Annotated in this window: 16 protein-coding genes and 1 pseudogene; 11 read left to right on the top strand and 6 right to left on the bottom strand. The window is 68.6% G+C overall.

The features are described from left to right. Positions 1–222 precede the first annotated feature (222 nt). The gene (gene msrB, locus VGD93_RS15000; protein ID WP_395012973.1) at positions 223–627 is read right to left on the bottom strand and encodes a peptide-methionine (R)-S-oxide reductase MsrB; all 405 of its coding nucleotides are present in this window, start codon (positions 625–627) and stop codon (positions 223–225) included. Between the two features lie 165 nt (positions 628–792). Between msrB and mbhE the strand changes: the two genes are divergently transcribed. The 8 genes from mbhE to VGD93_RS14960 all read left to right on the top strand — a co-directional run bounded on the left by mbhE (position 793) and on the right by VGD93_RS14960 (position 7,238). Next, positions 793–3,171, top strand: coding sequence for a hydrogen gas-evolving membrane-bound hydrogenase subunit E (gene mbhE / locus VGD93_RS14995; protein WP_395012972.1), 2,379 nt, complete (start codon positions 793–795; stop codon positions 3,169–3,171). Further along, the gene (locus tag VGD93_RS14990; RefSeq protein WP_395012971.1) at positions 3,168–3,581 is read left to right on the top strand and encodes an MnhB domain-containing protein; all 414 of its coding nucleotides are present in this window, start codon (positions 3,168–3,170) and stop codon (positions 3,579–3,581) included. The genes mbhE and VGD93_RS14990 overlap by 4 nt, the downstream gene beginning before the upstream one ends. Next, entirely contained in the window at positions 3,581–3,958 is a 378-nt protein-coding gene (locus tag VGD93_RS14985) for a Na+/H+ antiporter subunit C (protein ID WP_395012970.1), read from the top strand. The genes VGD93_RS14990 and VGD93_RS14985 overlap by 1 nt, the downstream gene beginning before the upstream one ends. A 1-nt stretch (position 3,959) precedes the next feature. Then, positions 3,960–5,552 (top strand): proton-conducting transporter membrane subunit, encoded by a 1,593-nt coding sequence (locus VGD93_RS14980; protein ID WP_395012969.1) that lies wholly within the window; start codon positions 3,960–3,962, stop codon positions 5,550–5,552. Further along, positions 5,549–6,028, top strand: a complete 480-nt coding sequence (locus tag VGD93_RS14975) for a Na+/H+ antiporter subunit E (RefSeq protein ID WP_395012968.1) — start codon at positions 5,549–5,551, stop codon at positions 6,026–6,028. The genes VGD93_RS14980 and VGD93_RS14975 overlap by 4 nt, the downstream gene beginning before the upstream one ends. Next, positions 6,025–6,336, top strand: a complete 312-nt coding sequence (locus tag VGD93_RS14970; protein WP_395012967.1) for a cation:proton antiporter — start codon at positions 6,025–6,027, stop codon at positions 6,334–6,336. The genes VGD93_RS14975 and VGD93_RS14970 overlap by 4 nt, the downstream gene beginning before the upstream one ends. Positions 6,337–6,338: 2 nt before the next feature. After that, the gene (gene mnhG, locus VGD93_RS14965; RefSeq protein ID WP_395012974.1) at positions 6,339–6,674 is read left to right on the top strand and encodes a monovalent cation/H(+) antiporter subunit G; all 336 of its coding nucleotides are present in this window, start codon (positions 6,339–6,341) and stop codon (positions 6,672–6,674) included. A 138-nt stretch (positions 6,675–6,812) separates the two neighbouring features. Then, the gene (locus tag VGD93_RS14960; protein ID WP_395012966.1) at positions 6,813–7,238 is read left to right on the top strand and encodes a MucR family transcriptional regulator; all 426 of its coding nucleotides are present in this window, start codon (positions 6,813–6,815) and stop codon (positions 7,236–7,238) included. Between the two features lie 203 nt (positions 7,239–7,441). On the opposite strand, the gene VGD93_RS14955 is transcribed toward VGD93_RS14960, so the two are convergent. From VGD93_RS14955 to VGD93_RS14945, 3 genes and pseudogenes are all read right to left on the bottom strand, one after another. Next, entirely contained in the window at positions 7,442–8,119 is a 678-nt protein-coding gene (locus VGD93_RS14955; protein ID WP_395012965.1) for a hypothetical protein, read from the bottom strand. Positions 8,120–8,214: 95 nt separating this feature from the next. Next, positions 8,215–8,493, bottom strand: a complete 279-nt coding sequence (locus tag VGD93_RS14950) for a hypothetical protein (RefSeq protein WP_395012964.1) — start codon at positions 8,491–8,493, stop codon at positions 8,215–8,217. A 161-nt stretch (positions 8,494–8,654) separates the two neighbouring features. Beyond that, positions 8,655–8,816: pseudogene (locus VGD93_RS14945) on the bottom strand (IS1595 family transposase); the annotation flags it as partial. 71 nt (positions 8,817–8,887) lie between these two features. On the opposite strand from VGD93_RS14945, the gene VGD93_RS14940 reads away from it, so the two are divergent. Then, positions 8,888–9,301 carry a helix-turn-helix domain-containing protein gene (locus tag VGD93_RS14940; RefSeq protein WP_395012963.1) on the top strand — a complete coding sequence of 138 codons (414 nt, stop codon included), beginning with the start codon at positions 8,888–8,890 and terminating at the stop codon, positions 9,299–9,301. Then, complete coding sequence (locus VGD93_RS14935; protein ID WP_395012962.1) at positions 9,288–10,061, top strand: DUF6456 domain-containing protein; 774 nt, start codon at positions 9,288–9,290, stop codon at positions 10,059–10,061. The genes VGD93_RS14940 and VGD93_RS14935 overlap by 14 nt, the downstream gene beginning before the upstream one ends. Positions 10,062–10,070: 9 nt before the next feature. On the opposite strand, the gene VGD93_RS14930 is transcribed toward VGD93_RS14935, so the two are convergent. Then, entirely contained in the window at positions 10,071–10,490 is a 420-nt protein-coding gene (locus tag VGD93_RS14930; RefSeq protein WP_395012961.1) for a SufE family protein, read from the bottom strand. Between the two features lie 112 nt (positions 10,491–10,602). Further along, positions 10,603–10,896 (bottom strand): hypothetical protein, encoded by a 294-nt coding sequence (locus VGD93_RS14925; RefSeq protein ID WP_395012960.1) that lies wholly within the window; start codon positions 10,894–10,896, stop codon positions 10,603–10,605. Positions 10,897–11,230: 334 nt separating this feature from the next. Here VGD93_RS14925 and VGD93_RS14920 point away from each other — a divergent pair. Next, positions 11,231–11,677, top strand: a 447-nt coding sequence (locus VGD93_RS14920; protein WP_395012959.1) for a hypothetical protein, incomplete at its 3' end; no start/stop codon positions are given.

The raw sequence follows: 11,677 nt of genomic DNA, 5'->3' as shown, positions 1-11,677 counted from the left end.
TTGCGCCGTCTGCACCAGCGGCCCCGGATCGGCGCTGCGGGCGGCCCCGGCGCTGCCGGCGGCGGCCAGCGCCGCGCCGCCCATGGATCCCAGCAGGAAATGGCGTCGCTGCATCGGACTGCCTCCCTTGCCTGACCGGCGGCGCACACGCGCCCACGGTCCGGGTGCGCTACTGTTGCAGCCGCGCCGGTGCCGCCCTTGATCTGCGTCAAGCGCGCGGGACTACGCCCTGGGCGTGAAATCGAGCGCCGTGCCGTTCATGCAGTAGCGCAGGCCGGTGGGTTCGGGGCCATCGGGGAAAACGTGCCCCAGATGCGCGCCGCAATTGGCGCAGTGCACCTCCGTGCGCGTCGAAAACAGCGAGTTGTCGGCGCTTTCGCCGACGACGCCGGGCGCGATCGGGGCGAAGAAGCTGGGCCAGCCCGAGCCCGATTCGTACTTGGTGCCGGCGTCGAACAGCGCCGCCCCGCAGGCGACGCAATGGTATATGCCGTCGCGCTTTTCCGTATTGTACAGGTGTGTCCAGGCGCGCTCGGTGCCGTGCTCGCGCGTCACGCGGTATTGCTCGGGGGTTAGCAGTTTGCGCCATTCGGCCTCGGACTTCTGCACTTTGAACTGTTCGGCCATCGGCCCCTCCATTCTCGGACATCTACTATCGAGTGTAGGACTCACTTGCGTTTTAGCTGTGGCATTTCGCCTACGGCGACGGGTAATCGCCACCGGTGCACTTGTGAGCCGTCCGCCGCTGGGTAAGGTACCGCAATTGAGTCCTTTGGGGGAGGACGGTTCCGGGTGGACGCGTCGCTCGACATCGCCGTGGCCGCCATCGCCCTCGTGCCCCTGCTGGCCGCGGCGGCGGCCCCCTGGCTGGTGCGCGCCGTCGGCGCCGGCGCCGGCTGGCTGCTGGCGGCCGTCCCGGCGGCGAGCTTCGCGTTCTTGTGCACCCTGCTTCCTGAAGTGGCCGGCGGCGGGCGGGTCGCGGCAGCGCTCGGCTGGGGGCCGGCGCACGGCCTGGCGCTGAGCTTTCTCGTCGACGGCCTGAGCCTCACCTTTGCCCTGACCATTGCCGGCATCGGCGCCTTCGTCCTCGCCTATTCGGGCGCCTATCTCGCCGGCCACCGCCACCTGGGCCGCTATTTCTCGTTCCTGCTGCTGTTCATGGGCGCCATGCAAGGGCTGGTGCTCGCCGACAGCACCGTCGCCCTCTATGCCTTCTGGGAACTGACCACCGTCGCCTCGTTCCTTCTCATCGGCTTCGACCACAGCCGGCAGGCGGCGCGGCGCGCCGCCATCCAGGCGCTGGTGATCACCACGCTGGGCGGGCTGACGCTGCTCGCCGCCGGCGTGCTGATGCAGCAACTGACCGGCGCCTGGGAACTGAGCAGCCTCGGGGCCATCGACCTGCGCGCGCATCCGGCCTATGGCGCGATCCTGGTGCTGGTGCTGGTCGCCGCCTTCACCAAATCGGCGCAGTTCCCCTTCCACGTCTGGCTGCCCAACGCCATGGAGGCGCCGACGCCGGTATCGGCGTTCCTGCACTCGGCCACGATGGTGCAGGGCGGCGTCTACCTGCTGGCCCGCCTGAGCCCGGCGCTGGGCGGGACGCCGGAATGGAGCGCGGCGCTGATCGGGGGCGGCGGGCTGACGCTGCTGTGGGGCGCGGTGGCCGCGCTGCGGCAGACCGACCTCAAGCAGATGCTGGCGCAGACGACGGTGGCCTCGCTCGGCCTGCTGGTGCTGCTGATCGGCATCGGGACGGAGGCCGCGATCATGGCGGCGGTGCTGTATTTCGTCGCCCACGCGCTCTACAAGGCTGGCCTGTTCCTCGTCGCCGGCATCATCGACCACGAGACCGGCACCCGCGAACTCCCCGACCTGGGCGGCCTGCGCCGGCCGCTCGCCGTCACCTTCGTCGCCGCCGTGCTCGCCGCCGCCTCGATGGTGGGGCTGCCGCCGCTGGTGGGCTATCTCGCCAAGGAGGAGATGTACCTGGCCCTGCTCGGCGACGCCGGGCTGCAGCTGCTGCTGCTGGCGGTGCTGGTCGCCGGCAACGGCCTGCTGGCGGCGGTGGCGCTGACCGTCGCGCTCAAGCCCTTCCTCGGTCCCCTGCCGCCCCTGCCCAAGGCGCCGCACGAGCCCCCCGTGGCGATGCTTGCCGGGCCGGTGACGCTCGGGGTGCTGGGCCTCATGGCGGGCGTTGCGACCGGCTGGCTGGGCGAATGGATCGTGTCGCCGGCCACCCTCGCCATTGCCGGGGCGGCGCACGGGCACCTCGTCCTCGGCCTCGATCCGTTCGGCCTGCTGTTCTGGCTGTCGGTGCTGACCTGGGCCGTGGGCGGGCTGGTCACCTGGCGGCTCGAGGCCATCCGCGCGGTGCTGCGGCGCTGGGCCGGGGCGATCGGGTGGAGCTTCGACAAGGGCTTCGACGCCGCGATGTTCGGGCTGATCCGGCTGAGCGCCGCGGTGACGCATCTGTGGCACCACGGCCGGCTGGAACTGTACCTCGTCGTGCTGTTCCTGATGCTGGCGCTGGCGACGATCGTGCCGCTGTGGAGCCTCGGCGGCCTGCCGGTCTGGCCGGAGGCCATGGACCTCACCTTCTACGAATGGGGCACGGTGCTCATCGCCGTGATCGGCGTCGCCACGGTGGTGGCGGCGCGCACCCGGCTGTTCGCCATCCTGGCGCTCGGCATCCAGGGCTTCGCCGTGGCGCTGCTCTACCTGCTGTTCGGCGCCCCCGACCTGAGCTTCACCCAGTTCATGGTCGAGATCCTCTCGGTGGTCATTCTCACTTTGGTGATGACGCGGCTGCGCCTCGACAAGCAGGACCTCAGGGTCTTCGAGGACCTGCTGCGCGACGGCGGCCTCGCCGTGCTGTGCGGGCTGGGCATCACGGCGCTGCTGTTCGCGGTGCTGCAAGGCGAGCTCGACCCGCTTCTGGCCGAATTCTTCAATGCCAACAGCGCGCCGGTGGCGCACGGCCACAACGTCGTCAACGTCATCCTCGTCGACTTCCGCGGCCTCGATACGCTGGGCGAGATTTCGGTGGTGATGACCGCCGGCATCGCCATCCTGGCGCTTATCCGCGGCGCCCGGCGCGACGTGCCGGCGCCACCCCCGAAGCCACCCGCGCGCCGGCGGCGGCGCGCCGCGACAGGGGCCGCCGCATGAACTCGCTCATCTTCCGCACCATCGCCCCGCTGCTCGTCGTGGTCATGCTGGTGTTCTCCGTCTTCGTCATGCTGCGCGGTCACAACGAGCCGGGCGGCGGCTTCATCGGCGGGCTGATCGCGGCCTCCGCCATTGCCATCTACGGCATGGCGGCAGGCCCCGCCGCGGTGCGCGTCGCGCTCAAGGTCGACCCGCTGGCCATCGCCGGCCTCGGCGTCGTCGTCGCCGGGCTGTCGGGCCTGCTGTCGCTCGCCTACGAGGTGCCGTTCCTCACCGGGTTGTGGGGCTTCTTCCACCTGTGGGGCACCGACGTGGCGATCTCGACGCCGATGACGTTCGACATCGGCGTCTATCTCGTCGTGCTGGGTACCATCGCGGCCGTGGTGCTGGGCCTCGAGGAGGGCGAGTAGTGGATTACGCCGTCGCCGCCCTTGCCGGGCTGTTCCTCACCGCCGCCATCTACCTGCTGCTGTCGCGCTCGCTCATCAGCATGCTGCTGGGCCTGGCCCTGCTCGGCAACGGCATCAACCTCGTCATCCTCGTGTCCGGCCGGCTGTCGCGGGGGGTGCCGCCGATCGCCGCCCAGGCGGCCGGGGTGCCGCTCCCCGGCTCCGCCAACCCGCTGCCGCAGGCGCTGATCCTCACCGCCATCGTCATCGGCTTCGCCATGTTCTCCTTCCTGCTGGTGCTCGCCTATCGCGCCTACCAGGCGCTCGACGCCGACCGCACCGACACCATGCGGCTGGCCGAGCCCAAGGGCGGCCCCCGCCCGCCGCTGAGCTACTGACATGGACGCGGTCATGTTCGCCACCGCCACCGCCGCCGCCGACTGGGTGCTGATCCTGCCGGTCGTCCTGCCGCTCGTCGGCGGCGCCATCCTGCTGATGCTGCGCTCGGCGCGCGACCTGCAGTGGTCGTTCGCCGTCGCCGTGACCGCCGGCGTGCTCATCTGCGACCTGCTGCTGCTGGGCCGCACCCTTGCCGCCGGACCGCTGTCGATGACCATGGGCAACTGGCTGCCGCCGTTCGGCATCAGCTTCACCGCCGACAGCCTGAGCGCCACCTTCGCGGCCACCGCGGCGGCGCTGACCCTGCTGCTGCTCGTCTATCTGCAGATGGACGTGCCCGAGCGCGCCCGGCGCGACGGCGTCTACCCGCTGGTCCTGCTGCTGCTCGCCGGGGTGGGCGGCTCGTTCCTGACCGGCGACCTGTTCAACCTGTATGTCTGGTTCGAGGTCATGCTGATCGCCTCGTTCGGGCTGATGGTGCTGGGCGGGCGCGAGATCCAGCTCGATGCCACGGTCAAGTACGGCATCATGAACTTCCTCGCCACCAGCCTGTTCCTGCTGTCGCTCGGCCTGCTCTACGGCGCCCTGGGGACGCTCAACATGGCCGACATCACGCTGCGCGCGGGGCAGGCCGACCCGGCGGTGATGGCCGGGATCGCGGCGCTGCTGCTGCTCGCCTTCGGCACCAAGGCCGCCGCCTTTCCGGTCAACACCTGGCTGCCCGCCTCCTATCACGCGCCGCCGGCCGCCGTTTCGGCGCTGCTCGGCGGGCTGCTCACCAAGGTCGGCGTCTACGCGCTGCTGCGCAGCCTGGTGATGCTGCTGCCGGCGAGCCGCGAGGTGCTGGCGCCGGCAATCGCGCTGGCCGCGATCCTCACCCTCGTGCTGGCGCCGCTCGGCGCGATCGCCGAGACCAACCTGCGCCGGGCCATCGGCTTCATGCTGATCGGGGGCGTCGGCGCGACGCTGGTCGGCATCGCCGTGCCCGGACCCGCCAGCCTCGCCGGGTCGGCCGTCTACGTGCTGCACGCCATGCTGACGGTGACGGCGCTGTATCTCGTGGCGGGGCTGATCGAGAAGGCCAGCGGGCAGACCGACACGCGCCGCATGGGCGGCCTGTACGCGGCCAGCAGCCCGCTGTCGCTGATCTTCCTCGTGCTGGTGCTGAGCATTTCCGGCATCCCGCCCAGCCTCGGCTTCTGGCCCAAGCTGCTGCTGCTGGAGGGCAGCCTCGATGCCTCCGGCCTTGCCGGGGCGCCGGGCGCGCCGCTCGACTGGTGGGGCGTGGGGCTGGCGGCCGCCGTGCTGCTCAACGCCTTCCTCACCACCATCGCCGGCACCAGGCTGTGGGCCCATATCTTCTGGCGCGAGGGGCCGGAGGGCGCGCAGTCGGAGGTTCCGAACCCGGCGCTGCGCCCGCTCACCCGGCGCGAGACCTGGCTGGGCCTCGTGCCCACCGCGGTGCTCGCCGGCGTGGTGGTGGCGGTGGCGCTGTTGCCCAACCCGCTGCTCGAAGCCGGCCGCGCCGCCGCCCGCGACCTGCTCGCGCCGCAGAACTATATCGATGCGACCCGCCTGGGAGGGATGTCATGAGCCTCGCCCTGATGACCATCGCGCTCGCCTTCGGCTGGGCCTTTGCCACCGGCAACCTGTCACTGCTCAACCTGGCCTTCGGCGCCGCCATCGCCGGTGCGGCCCTGTTCCTGGTGCGCGACAGGGTAGTCGGGCCGGGACTGCTGCCGTGGCTGCGGCGCGCCGGCTCGCTCGCCCTGCTGTTCGTCTACGAGCTGTTCGCCAGCGCGCTGAAGGTGGCCCGCCTGGTGGTGCGCCGCGACCTGGACGCGCACCTGCGGCCTGGCATCGTCGCCTTCCCGCTGACCGTCACCAGCGACGCGCAGATCACCCTGCTCGCCAACCTCATCACCCTGACCCCCGGGACGCTGAGCGTGGCCGTCTCGGAGGACCGGCGGACGCTGTTCGTGCACGCCATCGACGTCGCCGACCGGCAGGCGCTGATCGAGGACATCGCCAGTGGCTTCGAGGCCAGGGTCATGGGGACGCTGCGATGAGCGGCGGTGAAGTGCTGCAGCACGCGACGACGCTGTCGCTCGGCATCCTGCTGGTGGCGCTGCTGCTCACCGTCGCCCGGCTCATCCGCGGGCCGACGCTGGCCGACCGGATTTTGGCGCTGGACCTGCTTACCGTCCTCGCGATCGGCTTTATTGCCGCCATCGCCATCCGGACCGGGTTTTCGCTGTATCTCGACATCGCCATCTCGATCGGGCTGCTCGGGTTTCTGTCGACCGTGGCCCTTGCCCGCTATCTTCTTCGGCAAGCCGAGAAATCCGGCGCTAATTCGGGGGAGGCCCCGCGGTGATGCTGGCCCTGCAACAATATGTCGCTGCTGCTTTCATGGCGGCTGGTGCAGTATTCAGTCTACTTGCGGCGGTCGGTGTCCTGCGCTTGCCGGACCTCTATACGCGCATGCACGCGGCCTCCAAGGCCGGCGTCGTCGGCGCCGGGCTGGTGCTGCTGGCAATGGCGATCGAATCCGGTGACGGATCGGTAATCATACGCGCAGTGCTCGGGGTGTTGTTCCTGCTGTTGACCACACCCGTCTCGGCACATCTACTTGCCAAAGCGGCGTATCGCGCCGGTTACAAGCCGATCATTGCCAATAACGTGAACGACCTCGAAAAAGAAATGTCGGAGTGAGCGAAGTATTACTGATCATTTAGTTGCCGGCCGCTATAGTGCGTTAGTATGGTTGCAAACAGTAGAAATTGACCATAAACCTGCGGTCAGGCGGACCACCCCCACCCAGCCCTCAAGAACGAAGAAAAGGACCCGTTGATGAACGACATGACAGCCAACGTACTAGCGGCTGACAACGATCTCATTGATCTCAGCGCGGATATCGTTTGCGCCTATGTCAGCCATAACGCGCTGAGCGTGACTGATCTGCCCAAGCTGATCAGCGACGTGCACGCCGCGCTGCGCGGCCTGCAGTCCCCCGGCCTGCAGGAACCGGTCGAGGAACTGAAGCCCGCCGTACCGGTGCGCCGGTCGGTGTCGCCCGACTACATCGTCTGCCTCGAGGACGGCAAGAAGTTCAAGTCCCTCAAGCGGCACCTGCGCACCCACTACAACCTCTCGCCGGAAGAGTACCGCGAGAAGTGGGGCCTGCCGGCCGACTATCCGATGGTCGCGCCCAACTATTCCGCCACCCGTTCGCGGCTGGCCAAGGATAACGGCCTCGGCCGCAAGACGAGCAAGTAGCCGCCGAACTCCGGCGCGAACTGCCGACCAACGGCCACCCCAGGGTGGCCGTTTGGTTATGGTGGGTACCCCGAACCCGCCGAGTTATCCCCGCATGCCTTCCCTCATGCCAGAGGTAGGAATAATGTCCTAATTATATACGTGACAAAGCATGACGAAGCAGGGTAGTGATTCGGCGGACAGGCCGGCGTTAGAGGAGATGCTTACTCCAGAGGCTCTTGAGGAGTTTCGAGAGTTGTGGCGTTTGTGGTCTCTTGAGGGTGGGACTCTGGATCTGATGGAGGCAGGTGGCTTCCCTGATCTGGAGGGACTAGCCCAAAGAGTGCTGAAATGGGCATCTGCTCAAGCGCTATGCCCCGCGCCTTTCGATCCTCCTGTTCAACTAGCGCCCTAATCACATCGGCATAAGAAAGGCGGCCTGAAAGGGCCTTCAGTTTCCCCTGAACTCCCGCAAGTTCGTCGCACTTCTGTTCAACCTCGTCCACCGTCCAAACGGTTTCTGGGAACTGCAGTTTACCGGTCGCTTTGGTCACCAGGAACTCGATGTCGCCTTCTTTCTCTGGTGCTAGGAAAAGGTCATGGGCGACCATATTCCTGTCGTTAGATAGCTCGCCCATACGAATTAGGAGTTTGTCGTACTCGGCCTTCTCAGCGGGAGGCATGAACGACGAACTCACAAGCGTCCGAATGATCTTTTGCTTGTCGCGGAATTGAATGTTCTTGCAGACGATGAGCTTTTGCGGAGTGTCGAGTTTAAGTGCGGAAGCGATCGTGTCGTTGAGTTGAGCCTCCATCAGTGCAAAGGATTGGAGGTAGTGGCCTGCAAGAGCCATCGCACGAATCTCTGGCGGCAGGCTACGGAAAGCATCTTGGGGTGCCATGACTGATCCTGAGAACGACGACGAAGCCAAATTCAACGAGACGCTAAAGCGGCTGCTCAGCACGCCGCCGAAGCCGCATAAGCCGAAGGATGAAACTAGCGCGGCTTCACGGGTCTACGGTCCGTCTGCTGACAAGCCCCGCAAGTCCACAACTCGGTGATTATGCCGTGTGCATCCGGTCCGCGATGGTCCATCAGGCGCACCGCCCGTTCACCACAGTAGCGGCACACTTCAGCGGGCCACTTGCCGCCCAGCTTCTCCTCTAGATCAGCAACACGCCGCTTGAGATCGTAGACCTCGCTCGGAACTTCGCCCAACCGCTTCCAGATGGGAATGCGGTCCAGCATCTTCATAAAATCATCGATGGCACCCATGGCCGAAACCCCCGTTGCGACTCTCCATGCGATGAACGGAACGATACAAGTGTGCACCCCGACATGCGAATCGTCTGTCGGGCTGCTGCTGGAACGGGACGGCCTATTTTGCGGGCTTCTTCTGTCTCTTTCGCAGTCGCGAGAGCTTTCGCGCCTTTTGCTTAGGCGTGATGGGCTTCACCAATCCGCCGATAGGTGAGGCGCTTTCCACCGATGGCTGCGAGCAGCATGCCGTGGCGCTCGGCATCGTTGATCTTGAGCGCGGCGCGGCGGTTGTAGCGGAAATCGAACCCGGCAAGGTAGCGGTGCAGGTGGTCCCCCCCGAGTTGTCCCCGCGTGCCTTCCCTCATGCCAGAGTTGGGAATAATGTCCTATCTGGAGATGAGGCGGGAACATGCGAAGCGAGTCGGTGGCGAGGGAGCGGCGGGCAGCCGCCGAAAGCGTCGGCGAGGGGAGGGTTTGCTGCTTCGGCCGCCCGCTTGCGGGGGACGACGGCGCCACGGCGGCGGTGGTGCGCATCGTCGCGCAACGGCGGGGCGTGCCGCTGGCCCGGCTCCTGCATCGCTCGCGCTGCGAGGCGGGCGTCGCCGAGGCGCGGATGCTGGCGATGTACCTCATGCACGTCGTCCTCAGCCGCTCCTATTCCGAGGTCGGCGCCGCCCTGGGGCGTGACCGCACCACCGTCGCCCATGCCTGCGCCCGGATCGAGGACCGGCGCGACGACGTGCAATTCGACGACGAGGTGGCCGCGCTCGAGGCCGAGATCGCGCCGCTCGCGGGCAGGAATGTGCACCATGCCGCCGGCTAGCCGCCGCGCCGTCCGCTTCGTGCGCGCCGTGATCACCGCCGGCGAAGCCAGACCCCGGCCGGCCGGCGGCTACGAGGCGACGGGTGCCGGCGGCACCGTCACCCTCGCCGACAGCGCGGTGCGCGACCTCGTCGCCCAGGGCGTCCTCAGCCTGGGGGCGGGCGGCTGCCGGGCGACGGCGGAGGCGCTGTCCTGGCTCAAGCGGCAACTGCTCGCGGCAGGCGACGCGGCGGCGCGGCACCGCACCGACATGCGCACCGCCGACGGCACGCTGATCAACCTTGCCGAGAGCCCCCTGGGCCGGCTTGCCATCGCCGCGCACGGGGAAACGGCCCCCTTTCTGCAGCGCCACCAGGTGGAGGCGGGCGAACGGGTGCGCCGGCTGGCGGAACAGGCCCGGCTCATGCCGCGGCTCACCATGAATTACAGCGGCGCGCACCGGGCGGCGCGGGGCGGGAGGCGCGGGCCCGCCGAGATCGGCGAACTCGCCGCCGACGCCCGCGCCGCGCTGGCCGAAATCCACCGGGTGTTGCCGGCCGATTGCGCCGGCGTCGTGCTCGACGTGTGCGGGCTGCTCAAGGGCCTGCAGCTGGTGGAGGCGGAACGCGGCTGGCCGCGGCGCAGCGCCAAGCTGGTGCTGCGCATCGGCCTCGAGCAGCTGGCGCAGCACTACGGCCTCGCGCCGCTGGCGGTCGGGGGCGCGTCGTCGCGGCGCCACGCCTGGCTGGACGAGGGGGCCCGGCCACTGCGCTTCGAGTGAGGGAGTTGCTCAGGCCGCGAGGGCGGCCCTGGCCTCTTCGCGGATGCGCCGGACCATGGCCACCAGCCCGTTGGAGCGCTGCGTGGTGAGGTGCTCGCGCAGTCCCATGCCGTCGAAGATGGCGATGGCGTCGGTGGCCGCGATCTCGGCGGCGGGCCGGCCCGAATAGAGCGCGATCAGGACGGCGACGAGGCCCTTGACGATCATGGCGTCGGACTCGCCGCGATAGCGCAGCACGTCGCCGTCGCGCTCGGAGACCAGCCAGACCTGCGACACGCAGCCATGCACCTTGTTCTCGGCGTTGCGCTCGGCTTCGGTCAGCGGCGGCAACTCCTGGCCGATCTCGATGAGATAGCGGTAGCGGTCCTCCCAATCGTCGAGGAAGGAGAGGTTGTCGGCGATGTCCCGGAAGGCCTGTGGCTCGCTCATGCGTCCTAGATAGTGCATCGGGCCTGCGGATAGAAGGACAGAATCGGGCCGCAAGCCCGGGGGTGCATGCTTGCGGCCCGGCCAGGGGGCGATGCGGCTGCCGTCCCTGGCGTCATCCCAGCCAATCCGGCCGCGGCCGCGGGTGCGGCACCGGACCGGTCGGCGAATCCTGCATGGTGGGGCCGACAGGCCGGGACGAATCGCGCGTGACGGCAACGAGCGCCTTGGCGCCGAGGCATTCGGCGCTGGCGCAAGCGTCCGCAAGCAGATGGTCGACGACAAGCTGCTGGCCCGCCGCCACCGCCCGGCCGGACAGGTCGCCCGCCGCCGCCCCGAGGTCCACGGATTTCGGCGCCATCACCAGGAAGGCGAGGGTCAGCCAGAAGGCCGAGCGCAGAATGAACATGGTGTCGTCCTCGCCGCTGGGGCCGATGGGGCCGATCGTCTTGCGTCGCCGAGAGGGTCGCCCCCGCCGCCTTAAGGGCGCTTTCGGGCGATGCGTAAAGTTTTATTCAAATGCCGGAGGTCGCGCGGCGGCGGGTCGCGAGCCTCCGCGCCGCAGCCGTTTCCGCCCAGGCAACGTACTCAACGAGTTGTTTACGCTAACCCCAGAAAGCGACGGAAAGGCACGGGCAAAGCGGGGCCGGCGGGGGCAGGGCGCCCCTTTCCTTAAGCCCGTCTTAGGTCTTCGATGGAAGGTTCGCTGCAACCACAATACGCGCCGGGAAGCGAGTTCTGTAATGCGTAGCCTCTCCCCAGTGCTTGCCGCGCGGCGGGCGTCCCAGCCGGTTCGCGATACGAGCCGCCCGGAGACGCAGCGGCGCGCCAGCATCGGCGTCAGCGCCCGCATCCTGCTGGCCGCCGGCGCCCTCGGGACGCCGCTCGCGCTCCATGCCCTCCTGCAGGGCAGCTCCCTTGGCTTCGCCCTGTGCATGAGCGGGCTCGCCGCCGGCGTCATCAGCCTGGCCCTGCACCAGCGTGACCGGCACGAGGCTGCGGCCGCCAGCCAGGCCTGGGGCCTGTTGCTGGCCGGCGCGCTGTTGGCCGTCGCCGACCCGGCGATGGCCGATTTCGGCCTCGCCGTGGCGCTGCTGGCACCGATCCATGCCGCCCTGCTGGCCGGCGCCGCGACGCAGCGCCTCGCCTGGGTCCTCGCGGCGGTCGTCGCCGCCCTAGCGGGCCTGGCC

Source organism: Devosia sp., from assembly GCF_036406155.1.
Taxonomy (GTDB): domain Bacteria; phylum Pseudomonadota; class Alphaproteobacteria; order Rhizobiales; family Devosiaceae; genus Devosia_A.
Note: the sequence above shows the minus strand (reverse complement) of the source record. Positions and strands in the feature narration are given on the sequence as shown.